Origin of the sequence: Actinoplanes sp. TBRC 11911, assembly GCF_012933445.1 — a bacterium.
Lineage (GTDB): Bacteria > Actinomycetota > Actinomycetes > Mycobacteriales > Micromonosporaceae > Actinoplanes.
In genome coordinates this window covers 100,285-118,194 of record NZ_JABBNC010000012.1, presented here as the reverse complement: position 1 = coordinate 118,194, position 17,910 = coordinate 100,285, and the positions used below count along the sequence as shown (strand labels likewise).

The following is a 17,910-nucleotide window of genomic DNA, read 5'->3' as shown; positions in this document are numbered from 1 at the left end:
ATTCGCCCTGGTCACCGCCTTGCGCCGACGATCCTGAGCGACGGCGCACCCCTGGGCTGACGATTCATCGATCCTCGCGCGCGGTGTACGTACCGTCATGAAACAGGCTTGAAACAGTCTGAGCCTAGGACTTGGATGACTCTGCGCAACAGTACGATTGCCCTCTGAACCAGGATTTCGGGCAAAACGCCCCATGACTAGCCCGATTAGGGTGATTTAAAACCGGTTTAGACGACCCTTGGTGTGACACCGGACATGCCAGTGTTTCCCGGGCCGTTATTCATTCGATGCGTCAAATCATTTCCTACAGACGAGTTCCGGACTACTTTGCTGTCCCAGCAACCAAATTGCCTCTCAGGCCGAACAGCCTGAGGGGTGCGCCGTCCCATGGGGGCGGCCGAACGCGGAAAGTCCCGCCCATGAGGCGCCCGGGAAACCCCGCACCGGCCACCACCAGTCGCCCACAAGGAGACACCGCACCATGAGCAACACGACGGCCGAGCCCGGCCCGCGCAGCCCGGGCAATGAGGAGACGGCCGCTGCGGTTCTTCAAGTGGACCCCAGCGCCGAGCAGCCCGGCAGCCCGGTCGAGGCGAAGGCGATCGTGGGCCGTTCGCCTGGTCAACTCGCCTGGCTCCGCCTCAAGCGGGACCGCACCGCGAGGTTCAGCGCGATCGTCCTGATCATCACCGCGATCGTCGCCCTGTGCGCGCCGCTGATCGAGAAGATCACCGGGACCAGCCCGACCGACCAGTTCACCAGCCAACTGACCGACTTCGCGGCTCTGCCGATCGGTTATCTCGGCGGCATCAGCGGCGCCCACCCGCTGGGCCTCGAGCCCGGCCTCGGCCGGGACATCCTCATGCAGCTCGTCTACGGGCTGCGCACCTCGCTGCTCATCGCGTTCGCGGCCGCACTGATCTCCACCACCATCGGCGTGCTCGTCGGCGTCGTGGGTGGATACGCCCGCGGCTGGCTGGACAGCATGATCAGCTGGATCATCGACCTGACCCTGGCCTTCCCCTTCCTGATCTTCGCGCTGGCGGCGATCCCGGTGGTGGAGAACAGGTTCTTCAACGCCCGTGACAACATCCCGGCCAGCTTCCGGGTCGGCATGATCATCGCGACGTTCGCGATCTTCAACTGGACCAACACCGCGCGCCTCGTCCGCGGCCAGGTGATCTCGCTGCGGGAGCGCGAGTTCGTCGAGGCGGCCCGCGCGTCCGGCGCCGGCACCGGGCACATCCTGCTCCGCCAGCTGCTGCCGAACATCTGGGCGCCGGTGCTCGTCACCGTGTCGCTCAACGTGCCGGCGTTCATCACCGCCGAGGCGGCGCTCGCCTTCGTCAACATCGGCGTCACGGAGCCGACCCCGGACCTGGGCCGGATGATCTTCAACAGCATCCAGTACCTCTCGGCCGATCCGATGTACACGTTCATTCCCGGCGTGACGATCTTCCTTCTCGTGCTCGCCTTCAACCTGTTCGGCGACTCGTTACGCGATGCCCTCGACCCGAAGTCGTCGCGGTAGGCATCGACAAGCTTTCCTTCACAAGAGGCCAGGGATCGACCACATCCCTAGAGGGAACAGGAAAGGAACAACCGTGCGGTTGAAGATAGGAGCTCTGGGCGTCGGTGTTCTGACCGTCGCGCTGGTGGCCTCCGGCTGCAGCAAGACGACAGATGACAGCGACAGCAGTGGCGGCGACAAGGCGGTCAACGTCCAGGCCGGCGCGATCTCGTACGACGCCGCCGACAACAAGGCGCCTGCCCCGGCCGTCGATGGTGGACAGAAGGGTGGCAACCTCGGCGTCTTCCTCCCGGACGGCTTCGAGCACCTGGACCCGGCGCGTGCCTACGTCAACGTGGCGCAGATGGCCGACCAGCTTCTCGTGCGCACGCTGACCGGTTATCGCGAGGACGGCAAGGGCAACCTCAAGGTCATCGGTGACCTGGCGACGGACCCGGGCACCGACGTCAACAAGGACTGCAAGGTCTGGCAGTTCAAGCTTCGCCCTGGCATCAAGTACGAGGACGGCACGCCGGTCACCTCCAAGGACGTGGCGTACGGCGTCGCCCGCTCGTTCTCCCCGGACCTGTCCGAGGGCCCGCACTACATCCAGCAGTGGCTGACCGACAAGGGCGCCGACTACAACGCCGACTACAAAGGCCCCTACAACGGCGGCGCGGCTCTGCCGCCCGGTGTCACCACGCCGGACGACCAGACCATCGTGTTCACCTTCGCCAAGCCGCACTGCGACATGCCCTACGCGGCGACGCTGACGACGACCGCGCCGGTGCCGGCCGCTCAGGACAAGAAGACCGACTACGACCGCCGGCCGTTCTCGTCCGGCCCGTACAAGATCAAGTCCTACCAGCTCGGTAACAGCCTGGTCCTGGAGCGCAACACCAACTGGGACGCGAACACCGACCCGCTGCGCACCGCGCTGCCGGACACGTTCACGTTCAACTTCACGCTGCAGGCCGACGCCGTGAACGAGCGGCTGATCGCCGACGCTCCGGCCGACCAGAGCTTCCTCGGCTGGCAGGACGTGCAGCCGGCGCAGCTTGCCAAGACGACCACCCCGGACGTCAAGGCACGTGTTCTCGAGGGCCCGACGCAGTACGTCTGGTACTACTACATCAACACGCAGCGCATCAAGGACCTCAACGTCCGCAAGGCGCTGAACTACGCGATCGACAAGGACGCCGTCCTCAAGGCGATCGGTGGCACCCCGGCCGGTACGCCGGCCACCACGCTGCTCTCGCCGACCGTCGCGGGCTACCAGAAGTACGACGCCTTCAACGCCCCGGCGACCGGTGACGCGGCCAAGGTCAAAGAACTGCTCGGCAGCACCCCGCCGCCGGCGCTGGTGCTCGCCTACGCCAACACCCCGCCGCGCGCCGCGCAGGCCGAGGCCGCTCGTAAGAGCCTCGAGGCTGCCGGCTTCCAGGTGACCACGAAGTCGATCGACCCGACGAACTACTACACCGAGGTCGGCCGCAAGGACAACCCGTACGACATCTACCTCGGTGGCTGGGGCTCGGACTGGCCGGACCCGGGCACGGTCATCCCGCCGCTGTTCGACGGCCGCCAGATCACCCCGACCGGTAACCAGAACCTGTCGTACTTCAACGAGCAGTCGGTCAACACGGAGATCGATCGGATCGGCACGCTGCCCAGCGCGTCCGACCGGGCCGCCGCGTGGGCCGCGCTGGACAAGAAGATCATGACGGACTTCGCGCCGGTGGTTCCGGCCTACTACGACGGTGCCTACACGCTCGTCGGATCCAAGGTTGGTAACGCGTTCGACAGCAGCGCGTTCGGCTGGCCGGGCCTGATCAACGTCTACGTCAAGCCGTAACTTCTCCACACCGCCGGGCGTGGGCGGCCATCAGGCCGCCCACGCCCCCGGTAAGAAATAGGTGCCACGCCATGCTCAGGTTCGTCATCCGGCGGCTGCTGCTCGCGGTGACCACGCTGTTCGCCATCAGCATCATCACGTTCGTGCTGTTCTTCGCCGTGCCCTCCAGCCCGGCGACGGTCATGTGCGGCAAGAACTGCAACCCCACGCAGATCGCCCAGGTCGAACACCGGCTGGGCCTCGACCAGCCGCTCATCGACCAGTACGGGACGTTCGTCAAGGGCATCTTCGCCGGCCGCACCATCGGCGAGGGTGACTTCGCCCGCGAGTGCCCGGCGCCCTGCCTCGGGTATTCGTTCCGCACCGACGAGCCGGTCCTGGACATCATCAAGCGCACGCTGCCGGTGACCGTGAGCATCGTGATCGGCTCGGCCATCCTCTGGCTGCTCATCGGGGTGTCGCTGGGCATGGCATCCGCGCTGAAGAAAGGCACGATCTTCGACCGCCTGGCCATCGGTACCTCGCTGGTCGGCGCGTCGCTCCAGGTGTATTTCTTCGGCCTTGTCCTGCTGCTGATATTCGTCTACAGCACCGGCTGGCTGACCGCGCCGTCCTATACCCCGTTCACCCAGAATCCGGGACAGTGGGCCTATGGCCTCATTCTGCCGTGGATCACCCTGGGGTTCCTCAACTCCGCGCTCTACGCGCGACTATCCCGGGCGCAGATGCTGGAGACCCTCTCCGAGGACTTCGTGCGCACCGCCCGCGCCAAGGGCCTGCCGAAGACCAAGGTCTACACCCGGCACGCGCTGCGCGCGGCGATCACCCCGATCGTCACGATCGCCGGCCTGGACATCGGCGCGGCGCTCGGCGGCACGGTCATCACCGAGACGATCTTCGGTCTGCAGGGCCTGGGGAAGGCCTCCGTCCAGGCTGTCGAGGACCTGAACCTGCCCATCGTGCTCGCCACGGTCCTGCTTGCCGCCACCTTCATCGTGGCCATGAACATCATCGTGGACCTGCTGTACGCGGTCATCGACCCGCGCGTCCGGCTCGGCTGAGGTAACGGAGTTCCCATGTCAGTTTCCCCAGACGACCCCTACCTTCAGGTACGCGACCTGCAGGTGCAGTTCCCGACCGAGGACGGCCTCGTCCGCGCCGTGGACGGCGTCTCCTTCTCGGTGCGCCGCGGCCAGACACTCGGCATCGTCGGCGAGTCGGGCTCCGGCAAGAGCGTCACGAGCATGGCCGTGATGGGTCTGCACAACGCCGCACGCACCAAACTGGCCGGCGAGATCTCGATCGGCGGCACCAACATCGTCGGCATGCACGATGAGAAGATCCGCGAGATGCGCGGCCAGGACATGGCGATGATCTTCCAGGACCCGCTGTCCGCTTTGCACCCCTATTACAAGGTGGGCGTGCAGATCGCCGAGGCGTACCGGGTGCATCATCCGTCGGCGAGCAAGGCCGAGGCCGCCAAGCGGGCCGTGGACATGCTCGACCGGGTCGGCATCCCGCAGCCGCAGCGCCGCGCCAAGCAGTACCCGCACGAGTTCTCCGGCGGCATGCGGCAGCGCGCGATGATCGCGATGTCGCTGGTCAACGACCCGGCGCTGCTGATCGCCGACGAGCCGACCACGGCCCTGGACGTGACCGTGCAGGCGCAGATCCTGGACCTGCTCGAAGACCTGCAGCGCGAGTTCAACTCGGCGATCATCATGATCACCCATGACCTGGGCGTGGTCGCGCAGATCGCCGACGACGTGCTGGTCATGTACGCCGGCCGGGCCATCGAGACCGGATCGGTCGAGCAGGTCATGCGCTCGCCGCAGCACCCGTACACGTGGGGTCTGCTGGCCAGCGTGCCGTCGCTGCACGGCGACGCCGAGATCGACCTGGTTCCGATCAAGGGCAACCCGCCCAGCCTGATCAACCTGCCGTCCGGGTGCGCGTTCAACCCGCGCTGCCGCTACGCCGGCCAGAACGGCAACCGCTCGTTCACCGAGGCGCCCGAGCTGCGCTCGACCGGGCAGGACGGCCACCATGTCGCCTGCCACCTGTCCGCGGCGGATCGCCTGCGGATCTACCAAGAGGACATCGCGCACGCGGGAGTGGCCCAATGACAGATCTGGTGGATGCGGCGGAAGACTCCGCGGCCACGCCCGCGTCGAGCCGGGAGCCGCTGCTCAAGGTCGAAAACCTGCAGAAGCATTTCCCGGTACGCTCCGGCGTGCTCGGTTCGAGTCTGCTGGTGCGCGCGGTCGACGGGGTGAGCTTCGAGGTCCGTCCGGGCGAGACGCTCGGCCTGGTGGGCGAGTCGGGCTGTGGCAAGACGACGACGGGCCGGATGCTCGTGCGGCTCATCGAGGCCACCGCCGGCAAGATCACGTTCGAGGGTCAGGACATCACGCATGCCAAGGGACGGCAGCTGCGCCGGCTGCGCCAGGACATGCAGATCATCTTCCAGGACCCGTACGCCTCGCTGAACCCGCGGCACACGGTCGGCCGGATCATCGCGATGCCGTTGCAGGTGAACGGGATCAACCCGCCCGGCGGCGTCAAGAAGCGCGTGCAGGAGCTGCTGGAAACGGTCGGCCTGAACCCGGAGCACTACAACCGGTACCCGCACGAGTTCTCCGGTGGCCAGCGTCAGCGCATCGGCATCGCCCGCGCCCTCGCGCTGCACCCGAAGATCATCGTGGCCGACGAGCCGGTGTCCGCGCTGGACGTGTCGATCCAGGCGCAGGTGGTCAACCTGCTCCGCAAGCTGCAGCGCGACCTCGACCTGGCGTTCGTGTTCATCGCGCACGACCTGGCCGTGGTCCGGCACTTCTGCGAGCGCATCGCGGTCATGTATCTGGGCAAGATCGTCGAGACCGGCACCCGCAAGCAGATCTACGAGAACCCCGCTCACCCGTACACGCGGGCGCTGCTCTCCGCGGTGCCGGACGTGACTAAGCTGGGCCCGGCCGGCCGGATCAAGCTGGAGGGTGATGTGCCGTCGCCGATCAACCCGCCGAGCGGCTGCGTGTTCCGCACGCGCTGCTGGAAGGCGCAGGAGAAGTGCGCCACTGAGACGCCGCCGCTGACGATCAAGCCGAACGGCACCGTCGCGGCGTGCCACTTTCCCGAGGAAGGCGCGGTCGTCTGAGCGGCGCACCCTCCGTCTACCGGACCAGGTCGTACGTCCTTCGCCGGCGAGCTCTCACGGGGCTCGCCGGCGTCGCGCTGCTGCTCGTCGGGTACCTGGTGGGCCGCTGGCAGGACACCCCGGCGCCGATCAAGGTGGTCGCGCCGCCGGCCGCCGCGGTCGTGCCGTCCTCGGCGCCGCCCGCCCCGACGACGCCCCCGCCGTCCCCGACGGTCTATCGGAAGATCCAGGCGGAGAGCGCGGACGCGCTCAACGGCATCCAGACCCAGGACACCACGGATGAGGGCGGCGGGCAGAACGTGGGCTGGATCGCGCCCGGCGACTCGCTGCGCTACGACGACATCGACTTCGGACCGGTGCCGGCTACCCAGCTCGAAGTCCGGGTCGCCTCGGACGCCGCGGACGGCGGGCAGATGGCCGTGCGCCTGGACAAACCGGACGGTGAGATCGCCGGAACGCTGTCCGTCAGGCGTACCGGAGGATGGCAGAACTGGCGCACCGAGCTGGTGACGCTGAAGCCGGTGACCGGGACGCACGCGGTCTATCTGACTTTCAGCCGGCCGGACGGCGCCGAGTTCGTCAACCTGAACTGGCTGCAGTTCAAGCACTGAGCGCACGGAAAAGCCGCGCAGTGGAAGCTGCGCGGCTTTTGTGCGTTCGCCCGGGGGTCAGGCGGCGGCGGGCTCGTCCAAGAGGGGGATCCTCAAGGTCAGGACGCCGTTGTCGTAGCGAGCCTCGAGACGGTCCGTGTCGAGTCGCTCGGCGAGGGCTACCTCGCGGGTGAACGGCTCGGCCTTGCGCTCGGGGTTCCGCTGCTCGTTGCCTCCGGTCGGCTTGCGCTCGGCGCGTACGGTCAGGCTGTCGTCGCCTGCCGTCACGTCGATGTCCGCCGGGTCAACGCCGGGCAGCTCGATGTCGATGTAGTAGTCATCGTCGATCCGATACGCATCCAACCGGCAGCTGGAACTGCGGCCAGAGCACTCGAACACACGAGCTGTCAGCCGGTCCAGGTCCCGGACGGTCGCGCTGCGAAGCAACATGATGTTTCCTCCAGCGGATTCTTCTTGTCTGAGCTTTAAAGGCCCAGGTGGGGGAACCGGTAATCATGCTGGGAGATTCCCGGTCGGCCCGTGACGGGGGAGACATGGGCCGTGGGGCAGACTGCTATGCGTGCGGAAGATCTATGTAATCGGGATCGGTGCTGGTGATCCTGACCACCTCACCTTGCAAGCGGCCAAAGCGATCGGGCGCACAGACGTCTTCTTTCTGCTGGACAAGGGTGAAACCAAGGCCAGCATGATCGAACTGCGGGAACAGCTGATGAAGGCGTACGGGCGACCGGGTAAAAGGGTGGCGGAAGGCCGCGATCCGGACCGCGACCGCACGCCGAGTGACTACGAGGGCACGGTGACGGACTGGCGTCATCGGCGCTCCGAGATCACCGAGACGCTGATCGCCGAAAACCTGCGCGACGACCAGATCGGCGCGTTCCTGGTCTGGGGCGACCCCGCGCTCTACGACTCGACCATCGCGATCCTCGACGAGATCCTGGAGCGCGGCCAAACCCTTTTCGAGTACGAGGTCATCCCCGGCATCAGCAGCATTTCCGCGCTCGCCGCCAAGCATCGGGTCGGGCTGAACCGGGTCGGGCAGCCGTTCCAGGTCACCACCGGGCGCCGGCTGGCCGAGGGCTGGCCGGACGGCGTCGACGACGTGGTCGTCATGCTCGACGCGCAGCAGGCGTTCACCGCCCACCCGGACGCGGAGATCTACTGGGGTGCCTACGTGGGCACGCCGGACGAGATCCTGCGGTCCGGGACGGTGGCCGACGTGGCGGACGAGATCAAGGAGGTCCGGTCGGACGCCCGCGAGCGGCACGGCTGGATCATGGACACGTACCTGCTGCGTCGTCGGTCCTAGCGAACTCGGCGGTCAGCGCCTCACCCAGTTCGGCCAGCCGCGCGTCGGCGTCGGCGGCCTGGACGGCGCGTACGAACCCCAGGTACGCCGAGCGCAGGGCGTCGTGGCCGTGGTTCGGCCCGGTGCTCAGCACGTCGTGGCTGCGTTCGGCGACCCGGCGGAAGTCGGCGGGGGTCTCGGCCGGCGGCTCCGGGATCGGCGCGGCCGGGTCGGGCACCTGCTCGCTGATCGGCGGCTCCGGGGCCGGGTCGGCCATCTCGGCGCGCAGCCGCAGATTCCCGCTCAACAGGCCGGCCGCCATCCCCTCGAACAGCGGCGCCGACTCGAAATCGCGGGCGATCAACCCGGCCCCGCGCGCGTTCAGTTCCTCGGGGTCGAGGTCGGTGCGGATGTCGGTCGGTGTCAGCCCGAAATAGCGGGCCAGGCGCTGCCGGATCAACGGGATCCGGGTCGACCCGCCGGACAGCAGCACCTGCTCGATGGCGGCCCGGCCGACCCCGGCCGCGAGCATGGCCGCGCCCAGATAGTCCAGCGACCGGTCCACGTCCGGCTCGATCATGGCCTCGAACCCGCGGCGGGACAGCGGCACGCTGGCGCTGACCGTCGCGGTGAGCACCGGCAGGTCCAGCGTGACCGAGTCGGCCACCGACAACTCCCGCTTGCGGATCTCCGCCTCCCAGCGGATCCGCCGCCGGATGTGCGCGTCCCGGCTGAGGTCGACGTGGTGGCGCTCGCGGATCTGGCGCAGCGCGAACTCGGCGATGCGGTCGTCGAAGTCGTCGCCGCCCAGCCGGGGGTCGCCGGCCGTGCCGAGGACCTCCACGCCACCCGGGCCGATCCGCACGATCGCCGCGTCGAAGGTGCCGCCGCCGAGGTCGTAGATGGCGTACGTGCCGGGGCGGTCGGCGCCGAACCCGGCCGCCGCCGCAACCGTGTCGTCGAGCAGCCGGCGGACGTTGAGCTGGGCCAGCCCGGCCGCCTCGCGTAACGCCCGGCGCTGGGTCTCGCCCGCCGAGGACGGCACCGTGATCACCGCGTCGTAGACCGGGCCCCCGACGTACGCCTCGGCCTGCCGTTTCAGCTCGATGAGCAGGAACGCGCAGATCTCCCGGGTGCGATACGTCCGGCCGCGGAAGCGGATCTGCTCGCCGCTGCCCAGCACGCGTTTGATGCCGGCGACGGCGCTTTCCCGGCCGGCCGCCGGGATCTGGCCGACGACGACCTGACCCGCCTTGTTCTGCCCGACCACGGACGGGGTGGGTGGCAGCACGACCACGCGGGATCCGTCCCAGACCGCGACCGTGCACGACGTGGTACCAATATCGATACCTATCACTCTGTGGAGGGATGGCGCGTCGGCTGACTCGGTCAAGGCCGCCCCCTATGACCGTGTTTCACCAAATGGAACCCGTGCGTCAAACTAACATCGGGTCAGAACTGACAAGCATCAATCCGTCGGACATCCGACTGTCAGGCCGGTTTGGCCTCGGCCTCTTGTAGCGCGCGCTCGGCCCAGTCGATCCGCAGCTCGCTCAGGCCGGCCGAGCGGGCCTGCTGGACCGCCTCGCGCAGCAGGCGCACCGCCGTGGTCCGGTTGCCCGCGGCGAGCTCGGCCTCGCCCAGCGCGAGGGTGCCGGTCGCGATCCGGCGCGGGTCGCCGTAGCGTTCGCGCAGCACCTGGGACTTGCGCAGATGCCGAAGGCCCTTCTCGCAGTCGGCGGTGACGAACACGTAGTAGAACCCGATGTGGCGGTGCACCTCGGAGCGGACCATCTCGTCCGCGTGCTCCTCGGCGAGCCCCAGCGCCTCCCGATAGAAGGGCATCGCCGTCCGCCAGTCGCCGCGCAGCACCTGATGCACCAGGCCCAGACCGAGCAGCGACTCGGCCTGCCCGGCCAGGTCGCCCTCGTCCTTCTGCATGGTCAGGGCCGCGGCGAACAGCCGCTCCTCGCTCTCCCAGTCGGCCTGGGTGAGGTCGCTGAGCGCCGCGAAGTGCGCGAGCATGCCCAGGCGGGTGAGGGCGGCGGCCTCGGTGATCCGGTCGCCGTCGGCGTGCGCCCGCTCCCAGGCGGACTCCAGCATGCGCCACGCGGGCGCGTAGTCCCCGGTGCTGAAGGCCGCCTCGAGAGCGGCCTCGCCGCCGGCGGCGAGCAGACCCCGTGCCGTCGGCTCACTCCCCATAGGACGTCACGTTACTGCGGGCACGCTTAAAAACGCAGAGCGTCGTCGATCGGGGTCGTGCCCTCGAGAAGTTCGAAGGTCACGCCGACGGTGTCCGCCGAGCTGGTCGTGAGGCAGGCGGCGAGCACGGCGGCCACATCATCGCGGGTGACCCGGCCGCGGTGGCCGAGCTCGCGGTACGTGCTGACCAGGCCGGTGCCCGGTTCGTCCGTCAAACTCCCGGGACGCACGATTGTCCAGTCCAGGCCGGTTGCCGTCACGTACGCGTCGGCCTCCGCCTTCGCCTCGTAGTACGCACGGTTCGCCGGGGCCTCCGCGCCCACCGTGGAGATCATCACGTACCGGCGTACGCCCTGGTCGATGGCCGCGTCGGCCAGCTTGAGCGCCCCGGCCAGGTCGACCGTCCGCTTGCGCGCGTCGCCGCTGCCCGGTCCGGCCCCGGCCGCGAAGACCACCGCGTCGGCGCCTTTCACGTACGCCGAGAGGGAGTCCTCGGCCTCGATGTCGCCCAGCACCGGGACCGCGCCGACCGCTTGCAGGTCCGCGGCCTGGGCCGGGTTCCGGATCAGGCCGCGCGCCGTGTGCCCCTGAGCGGCCAACAACTTCAGCAGGCGACGGGCGATTTTGCCGTGCCCGCCCACAACGAGAATGTCCATGCACCCATTTTGTAACCGCCGGAATCGTCACGCACGGCCGTGCGGGCCCGATCGAGCCGGTTATGGCAGCCATCACCTCCTCGTGGACCGCGCGCCTGTCCCTGGTCGCCGCCCTGCTGGTGAGCGTGTTCGCGCTGGCCATGGGCACCGGCGCCGGAGCGTACGTCGCCGGCGCCGGCCTGTGCCTGGGTGCGGCTGCCGCCGCGGTTGCGTGCCTGCTCCGCGCCCGTTCGTTGACCGGGCGGGCCCGCTGGGGCTGGGCGCTCATCGGCGCCGGGGCGTTGAGCTGGGGGCTCGGCCAGAGCACCCGCATCTTCCTGGACACGGTCGCGCTGCCGTCGGTCGCCGACGTCGGATACCTCGGCATGTACGTGCTCACGCCGATCGGCCTGCTCGTGCAGCCCAGCGTCAGTCAGGCGCTCGCGCACCGCGTACGCAGCGTTCTGGACGGTCTGATGATCGCCGCCTCGCTGGTGATGGTCTCCTGGATCTTCGTGATCGCGCCGCTGATCGCGGCCGAGCGCAAGGCGTCGGCCGCGCTGGTCGTCAGCCTCGCCTACCCGCTGGGCGACATCGTGATCGTCACGATGGTCATCTACATGCTCGCCCGGCAGCGGCGCAGCGGGCAGCTCGCCCTGGTCGGCGCCGGCATCGTGGCGTTCGCGATCTCGGACATCGGATTCGCGTACCTGCACCTGGTCGGCGACTACGCGGCCGGTGGCGTGGCCGACATCGGCTGGTTCGCCGGGTTCGCACTGATCCTGCTCGCCGCCACCAGGCCGAGTGCGGTCTCGTCGGCCGCTCCCGCACCGTGTTCCGCGGCCCAGTCGTTCGGCATCCTGCTGCCGTACGCCGTCGTGCTGACCTCGGTGGTCATCTCGGTCGTCTGGTACGTCCGGACCGGCCAGGGCGACCTGTTCGTCGCCTACCTCCGCTCGGTCCTGACCCTGCTGATCATCGCCCGCCAGCTGCTCACCCTGCGCGAGAACCGCAACCTCACCCGTACGCTGGAACGGCGGGTCGACGACCGCAGCGCCGAATTGCTCGCCAGCGAGCAGCGTTTCCACGCGCTCCTGCAGCAGAGCTCGGACGTGGTGACCGTGGTCGGCCCCTCCTCCGACGTGCTCTACCAGAGCGAGTCGGTGCAGCGCGTCTTCGGCTGGCCGGCCGCCGAGGTCACCGGACGCCGGCTCATCACGCTGATGGACGTCCCGTCCGGGCTGCGGCTGGCCCGCGCGCTGCGGGCGGCGGCGCGCACCCCGTACGAGACCACGGTCCTGGAACTTCCGGTACGTCACCGCGACGGCCGGCTGCGGCAGGCCGAGATCACCATCACGAACCTGCTGGCCGACCCGGGTGTGGGTGGGCTGGTGCTGAACACGCGCGACATCAGCGAGCGCAAGCAGCTGCAGGACCAGCTGGTGCACGAGGCGTGCCACGACGCGCTGACCCAGCTGGCGAACCGGGCGCTGTTCCGCGAGCGGGTCGGCGAGGCGCTGCGCGAGCGGACGGCGGCCGACGAGGTGACCGTGCTGTTCCTCGACCTGGACGGCTTCAAGGAGGTCAACGACAGCCTCGGCCACCTGGCCGGCGACCAGCTGCTGATGCGGGTGGGAGAGCGGCTGCGCGCGTCGGTACGCGACGAGGACGTGGTGGCCCGCTTCGGCGGCGACGAGTTCGCCGTGCTGATCAATTCGCCGGTGGGCGGGGACGAGGCCGTCCGGGTGGCCGAGCGGATCATCGCGATGCTCGACGAGCCGTTCACCGGCCTGGCCGGCCTCGCCGGCGTCGGCGGCGTCGGCGGCGTCGGCGGCGTCGGCGGCCTCGCCGGCTTCGGCGGCAAGATCCACGTGCAGGCGAGCATCGGGCTGGCCACCGCCGGCCTGCTCGCCTCGCCCGGTGCCGCCGAGCAGCTCATGCGGAACGCCGACCTGGCCATGTACCGGGCGAAGTCGGCGGGCGGCAGCGGCTACGCCGTGTACGACCCCGGGATGCTCCTCGGCCTGGTCGCGCGGATCGAGCTGGAGGCCGACCTGCGCGCCGCCCTGGAACGCGGCCAGCTGCGCCTGCACTACCAGCCCACCATCGACCTGAGCACCAACGAGGTCGTCGGCTTCGAGGCGCTGGTGCGCTGGCAGCACCCGGTCCGCGGGATGATCCCGCCGAGCGAGTTCATCCCGCTGGCCGAGGCCACCGGCTTGATCGTCCCGCTGGGCCGCTGGGTGCTGCGCGAGGCGTGCCGCCAGGCCGTGTCGTGGGGCGCTCGCCCGCTGAAGATGGCGGTCAACGTGTCGGTGCGCCAGTTCGACCGGGGCGACCTGGCCGAGGTGGTCGCCGACGTCCTGGCCGAGACCGGCATGCCCGCCGACCGGCTCTGCCTGGAGATGACCGAGAGCGTCCTGATGACCGACACCGACGACAACCTGACCCAGCTGAAGCGCCTCAAGGCCCTGGGCGTCACCCTGGCCATCGACGACTTCGGCACCGGCTACTCGTCGCTGGCGTACCTGCGCCGCTTCCCGGTCGACACCCTGAAGATCGACCGCTCCTTCGTGGACCGCCTGGGCGGCACGTCCACCGACGACGCCGCGCTGGCCGACACGATCGTCCAGCTGGGCAAGAGCCTGGGCATGGCCACGGTCGCCGAGGGCATCGAGGACCACGGCCAGCTGGCCGCGCTGCGCGAGATGGGCTGCGACTACGCCCAGGGCTTCTACTTCGCCCGCCCCCTCCCTGCCGCCGAGGCCACCCAGTTCCTCGCCCTGACCGCGTAGAGAGCTTTCGCGGTCAGGGTGCTTGGTCGAGACGCCGCAGGTTCCCACAGTGCGGGTAGGGAGCGCGAGCGTGGGGATTGCGGACGGTGGGGGCGGTGTAGATCCCCACACCGCAGGGCGGGGCTCGAGGGTGTGCCGATTGCGGACGGTGGGGGCGGTGTAGATCCCCACAGCTGAGGGCGGGCCTTGAGGGTGTGGGGATTGCGGACGGCGGGGGCGGGATGGATCCCCACACCTTGGCGGCGCGTCGGCGGGTGTGGGGAGCTGCGCCAGCGGATCGCCGCTTGAGTTCCGGAACTGAGGTCTACCACGGGAAGCGCTTCCCGGGGCGCTACCAGGCATTGACACGGGTTTATGCGGCGGTTCACAGTGGCTTATCGAAGAGCGCTTTCACGCCTGGTCCCCGACAGGCCGCTCTGGCATATCCCCCGATCTGGAGTCGCCCATGACATCCCCAGCCGGGACCCGCCGCCGATGGTGGTCCCCCGTCCGCTTCGCCACGATCAGTGCGGGCCTGTTCGGCCTGCTCGCCTCGCTCCTCGTCGCCACCGGGCAGAGCGCCAGCGCCGCCGAGACGGTGGTGTCGCAAGGCAAGCCCGCGACCGCGTCGTCCACCGAGGTGGCCGGCGCCTACCTCGCCTCCGAAGCCGTCGACGGCAACAACGGCACCCGCTGGGCCAGCGCCTTCTCCGGCACCCAGTGGTGGCAGGTCGACCTCGGAGCGCCCACAAGTGTCAGCCGCATCGCGATCAACTGGGAAGGGGCGTACGCGAAGGCGTTCACCATCCAGTTCTCCACCGACGGCGTCAACTACGCACAGGCGTACGGGACGACGAGCGGAACCGGTGGTCAGCAGAGCATCACCGTCAGCGGCACGGCACGGTACGTGCGGATCAACCTCACCCAGCGTGCACTGGAAATCTACGGCTATTCGTTCTGGGAGTTCCAAGTCTTCTCGGGCGGCACCACGGATCCGCCGCCGACCGGTGGCACCGCGCGGCTGCTCTCGTACAACAAGCCGGCCGCGGCCTCGACCTGGCAGAACGACGTCAACTGCAACCCGTGCAGCCCGGACAAGGCGTTCGACAACGACCCCGCCTCACGTTGGGCCACGAGCTCGACCAACGGCTGGGTGGACCCGGGCTGGATCTCCGTCGACCTGGGTGCGACAGCACAGATCAGTCAGGTCGTCCTGCAATGGGATCCGGCGTACGGCAAGGCGTACCAGATCCAGGTTTCGAACGACAACGCCAACTGGCAGCCGATCTTCAGCACCACCACCGGTGACGGGCTCAAGGACGTCATCAACGCCACCGGCACCGGGCGGTACGTGCGGATGTACGGAACCGCGCGCGGCGGCCCGTACGGCTACTCGCTGTGGGAGTTCAGCGTCTACGGCACCGGGGGCGCTCCGGTGAACCCGCCGGCCAAGCCCGCCGACCCGACGTTCCCGGCCACGCGGCTGGTCTTCTCCGACGAGTTCAACGGCGCCGCGGGCAGCAAGCCGGACACCGCGAAGTGGACGTACGACCCGGGCGTCCCGCAGAACGGCGAGGTCCAGTACTACACGCCGAACAGCGAGAACGCGCAGATGAACGGCGCCGGCCAGCTCGTCATCGAGGCCCGCAAGCAGGACATCCAGGGACGGCAGTACACGTCGGCGCGGATGAACACCAGCAACAAATTCAGCGTCCAGTACGGGCGGATCGAAGCGCGCATCAAGGTTCCGAAGGGCAACGGTCTGTGGCCGGCGTTCTGGATGATGGGCAGCGACTTCCTCACCGGACGCCCGTGGCCGTACAACGGTGAGGTCGACATCATGGAGGTGCTCGGCCGCAACACCACCGAGGCGTACTCGACGTTGCACGCACCGGCGTACAACGGGGGTGGCGGTTATGGCCAGAAGTACGCGGCGGGCGCCGACCTGTCGTCGGACTTCCACCTGTGGGCCGCCGAGTGGGACAGCAAGGGCATCCGGTTCTACCTGGACAACCGGCTCGTGTTCAACGCGGCGAAGGACACCGTGGAGAACACGCGCGGCCCGTGGATCTACGACCACCCGTTCTACCTGATCCTGAACCTGGCGGTCGGCGGCGACTTCCCCGGCCCGATCGACGCCAGCACACCGTTCCCGTCCCAGATGCTCGTGGACTACGTCCGCGTGTACCAGTGAGTGAGTGCTGGAGGCCGCGTGCGAGCGCGGCCTCCAGCCGGTTCTAGAACGGAGCTCATGAATAAGCGTGGCGGGCCGCACCCGACGATGGATCAGGTCGCGGAGGCAGCCGGTGTCTCCCGCGCCACCGTCTCCCGGGTGATCAACGGCGCGCCCAGTGTGGACGCGAAGATCCGTGAGGTGGTGCAGCGCGCGATCGCCGCGACCGGGTACGTGCCGAACGTGGCCGCCCGCAGCCTGGTCACCCGCCGGTCCAACTCGGTGGCCCTGGTGATCAGCGAGCCGGACCGCCCGGACAACCACTCGTTCCTGAACCGGATCTTCACCGATCCGTATTTCGGCCGGATCACCGCGGGTGCCACCGGCGCGTTGCGCCCGCACGACATCCACCTGGTGGTCATTCCCACCGACTCCAGCGATCACCACCAGGTCGTACGCTATCTGCGTCAGGGTCACGTCGACGGAGTGCTGCTGATCAGCAGCCACGAGCAGGACACGCTGCCGCGGCAGGTCGTCGAGCTGGGCATCCCGGCGGTGGTGTCGGCGCGGCCCACGTCGCCGATCCCGGTCAGTTTCGTCGACGTGGATCAGCGCCTCGGCGCCCGTCTCGCCGCCGAGCATCTGCTGGAGCGCGGGCGGCGCCGGCTCGCCACGATCAGCGGCCCGCTCGACATCCCGTCCGGCCTGGAACGCCTCGATGGCTTCCGGGCGGCCCTGGCCTTCGCCGACGTCCCGTCCATCGAGGGCGACTTCACCCGCGCCGGGGGTGAGGCCGCCGCCCGCCGGCTGCTCGCCGAACACCCCGATGTGGACGGTCTGTTCGTGGCCAACGACCTGATGGCCGAGGGGGCGTTGCGCGCGATGCAGGACCTCGGGCGACGCATCCCCGAGGACGTGGCGGTGGTGGGCTTCGACGACAGCAGCGCGGCGCTGGACTGCCGCCCGCTGCTCACCACGATCCGCCAGCCGGTCGAGGAGATGGCCGCCGAGATGGCCGAGGTGCTGCTGGCGCACATCGCGGCGCCGGGGCGGTTACCGCGCTCGGTGACCTTCCAGCCCGCCCTGGTCATCCGCGACTCGACCTGAGCGCCGCAGCCGCCCCAACCCCGCGCCAAGGGCCGTGGCCGGCGTCCAGAAGACCAGCATGGCGAGGAGGAACTCCGGACGCAGCACGTCGCGTACCGCCGACTCCCACGTCGGCGGCACCGCGTCGCCGGTGCTCAGATATCCGGCGTGCCGGTCGGCCCAGACGATCGCCTCGGGAACGCCGACGGCGAGTGCCGCCAGCAGCGCGGCGAGCGCGGCCAGCGCCCCGGTGCGCAGCCCGGAGCCGAACGACCGGGTGCGCCACGCGGCGACGAGCGCGACGACGCACAGCAGCACGCTCGGGGTGGTCATCCAGAAGCCGAGGATGCCGCCGGCGCCGTGTGCGAGCGACCAGCGCGAGGCGGCGAAGGTGCCGCCCGCGACGGCGAGCGCAACCCCGCCGACCAGCATCCACGCGCCACCGGGCAGCCCGGACCGCAGGGCGGCCCAGGCGCCGCCGAGGGCGAACCGGCGCCGTTCGGCCCGCGGTTCGATCGCCGCGAGCTCGGCCCGCAGGGCGGAGCCCCACGCGCGGCGCCTTTCCGGCAGGCCGGCGGTGGCCAGGTCGAGCAGGAGCTGCCACATGTCGAGCATCGGAGGC

Annotated in this window: 15 protein-coding genes; 10 read left to right on the top strand and 5 right to left on the bottom strand. The window is 69.3% G+C overall.

Annotation, left to right across the window (positions count from 1 at the left end):
* The first annotated feature begins 481 nt into the window (after positions 1-481).
* The 6 genes from HH310_RS18815 to HH310_RS18790 all read left to right on the top strand — a co-directional run bounded on the left by HH310_RS18815 (position 482) and on the right by HH310_RS18790 (position 7,130).
* A complete protein-coding gene (locus tag HH310_RS18815; RefSeq protein WP_169176880.1) occupies positions 482-1,531 on the top strand; it encodes an ABC transporter permease in 1,050 nt (349 codons plus the stop codon).
* Between the two features lie 73 nt (positions 1,532-1,604).
* Positions 1,605-3,365: an ABC transporter substrate-binding protein gene (locus HH310_RS18810; RefSeq protein WP_312034194.1), complete on the top strand. Its 1,761-nt coding sequence runs from the start codon at positions 1,605-1,607 to the stop codon at positions 3,363-3,365.
* A 71-nt stretch (positions 3,366-3,436) separates the two neighbouring features.
* The gene (locus HH310_RS18805) at positions 3,437-4,426 is read left to right on the top strand and encodes an ABC transporter permease (RefSeq protein WP_169176878.1); all 990 of its coding nucleotides are present in this window, start codon (positions 3,437-3,439) and stop codon (positions 4,424-4,426) included.
* Positions 4,427-4,441: 15 nt separating this feature from the next.
* Positions 4,442-5,491, top strand: coding sequence for an ABC transporter ATP-binding protein (locus HH310_RS18800; protein ID WP_169176877.1), 1,050 nt, complete (start codon positions 4,442-4,444; stop codon positions 5,489-5,491).
* Positions 5,488-6,519, top strand: coding sequence for an ABC transporter ATP-binding protein (locus HH310_RS18795; protein WP_169176876.1), 1,032 nt, complete (start codon positions 5,488-5,490; stop codon positions 6,517-6,519). The genes HH310_RS18800 and HH310_RS18795 overlap by 4 nt, the downstream gene beginning before the upstream one ends.
* Complete coding sequence (locus tag HH310_RS18790) at positions 6,486-7,130, top strand: carbohydrate-binding protein (protein WP_312034193.1); 645 nt, start codon at positions 6,486-6,488, stop codon at positions 7,128-7,130. The genes HH310_RS18795 and HH310_RS18790 overlap by 34 nt, the downstream gene beginning before the upstream one ends.
* Before the next feature lie 57 nt (positions 7,131-7,187).
* On the opposite strand, the gene HH310_RS18785 is transcribed toward HH310_RS18790, so the two are convergent.
* Positions 7,188-7,559 carry an Hsp20/alpha crystallin family protein gene (locus HH310_RS18785; RefSeq protein WP_169176875.1) on the bottom strand — a complete coding sequence of 124 codons (372 nt, stop codon included), beginning with the start codon at positions 7,557-7,559 and terminating at the stop codon, positions 7,188-7,190.
* A 130-nt stretch (positions 7,560-7,689) separates the two neighbouring features.
* On the opposite strand from HH310_RS18785, the gene cobF reads away from it, so the two are divergent.
* Positions 7,690-8,439, top strand: a complete 750-nt coding sequence (cobF, locus tag HH310_RS18780) for a precorrin-6A synthase (deacetylating) (protein ID WP_169176874.1) — start codon at positions 7,690-7,692, stop codon at positions 8,437-8,439.
* On the opposite strand, the gene HH310_RS18775 is transcribed toward cobF, so the two are convergent.
* The 3 genes from HH310_RS18775 to HH310_RS18765 form a co-directional block, all read right to left on the bottom strand.
* Positions 8,405-9,775: an Hsp70 family protein gene (locus HH310_RS18775; RefSeq protein ID WP_169176873.1), complete on the bottom strand. Its 1,371-nt coding sequence runs from the start codon at positions 9,773-9,775 to the stop codon at positions 8,405-8,407. The genes cobF and HH310_RS18775 overlap by 35 nt on opposite strands.
* A 134-nt stretch (positions 9,776-9,909) precedes the next feature.
* Positions 9,910-10,620 (bottom strand): tetratricopeptide repeat protein, encoded by a 711-nt coding sequence (locus tag HH310_RS18770; RefSeq protein ID WP_169176872.1) that lies wholly within the window; start codon positions 10,618-10,620, stop codon positions 9,910-9,912.
* A 26-nt stretch (positions 10,621-10,646) separates the two neighbouring features.
* Positions 10,647-11,276 carry an SDR family oxidoreductase gene (locus HH310_RS18765; RefSeq protein ID WP_169176871.1) on the bottom strand — a complete coding sequence of 210 codons (630 nt, stop codon included), beginning with the start codon at positions 11,274-11,276 and terminating at the stop codon, positions 10,647-10,649.
* A 62-nt stretch (positions 11,277-11,338) separates the two neighbouring features.
* Here HH310_RS18765 and HH310_RS18760 point away from each other — a divergent pair, with 62 nt between their 5' ends.
* From HH310_RS18760 to HH310_RS18750, 3 genes are all read left to right on the top strand, one after another.
* Positions 11,339-14,050, top strand: coding sequence for a bifunctional diguanylate cyclase/phosphodiesterase (locus tag HH310_RS18760; protein WP_169176870.1), 2,712 nt, complete (start codon positions 11,339-11,341; stop codon positions 14,048-14,050).
* Positions 14,051-14,495: 445 nt separating this feature from the next.
* Positions 14,496-16,223 (top strand): discoidin domain-containing protein, encoded by a 1,728-nt coding sequence (locus HH310_RS18755; RefSeq protein WP_169176869.1) that lies wholly within the window; start codon positions 14,496-14,498, stop codon positions 16,221-16,223.
* A 57-nt stretch (positions 16,224-16,280) separates the two neighbouring features.
* Entirely contained in the window at positions 16,281-17,309 is a 1,029-nt protein-coding gene (locus HH310_RS18750; protein WP_248294138.1) for a LacI family DNA-binding transcriptional regulator, read from the top strand.
* Here the strand turns inward: HH310_RS18750 and HH310_RS18745 are convergent.
* Entirely contained in the window at positions 17,256-17,903 is a 648-nt protein-coding gene (locus HH310_RS18745; RefSeq protein ID WP_169176868.1) for a hypothetical protein, read from the bottom strand. The two genes, HH310_RS18750 and HH310_RS18745, sit on opposite strands and share 54 nt — an antisense overlap.
* Positions 17,904-17,910: the final 7 nt, after the last annotated feature.

Coding starts and splice junctions, on each gene's coding strand:
- HH310_RS18815 (WP_169176880.1), top strand. CDS start 482: ATGAGCAACACGACGGCCGAGCCCGGCCCGCGCAGCCCGGGCAATGAG.
- HH310_RS18805 (WP_169176878.1), top strand. CDS start 3,437: ATGCTCAGGTTCGTCATCCGGCGGCTGCTGCTCGCGGTGACCACGCTG.
- HH310_RS18800 (WP_169176877.1), top strand. CDS start 4,442: ATGTCAGTTTCCCCAGACGACCCCTACCTTCAGGTACGCGACCTGCAG.
- HH310_RS18795 (WP_169176876.1), top strand. CDS start 5,488: ATGACAGATCTGGTGGATGCGGCGGAAGACTCCGCGGCCACGCCCGCG.
- HH310_RS18785 (WP_169176875.1), bottom strand. CDS start 7,559: ATGTTGCTTCGCAGCGCGACCGTCCGGGACCTGGACCGGCTGACAGCT.
- HH310_RS18770 (WP_169176872.1), bottom strand. CDS start 10,620: ATGGGGAGTGAGCCGACGGCACGGGGTCTGCTCGCCGCCGGCGGCGAG.
- HH310_RS18765 (WP_169176871.1), bottom strand. CDS start 11,276: ATGGACATTCTCGTTGTGGGCGGGCACGGCAAAATCGCCCGTCGCCTG.
- HH310_RS18760 (WP_169176870.1), top strand. CDS start 11,339: ATGGCAGCCATCACCTCCTCGTGGACCGCGCGCCTGTCCCTGGTCGCC.
- HH310_RS18755 (WP_169176869.1), top strand. CDS start 14,496: ATGACATCCCCAGCCGGGACCCGCCGCCGATGGTGGTCCCCCGTCCGC.
- HH310_RS18750 (WP_248294138.1), top strand. CDS start 16,281: ATGAATAAGCGTGGCGGGCCGCACCCGACGATGGATCAGGTCGCGGAG.
- HH310_RS18745 (WP_169176868.1), bottom strand. CDS start 17,903: ATGCTCGACATGTGGCAGCTCCTGCTCGACCTGGCCACCGCCGGCCTG.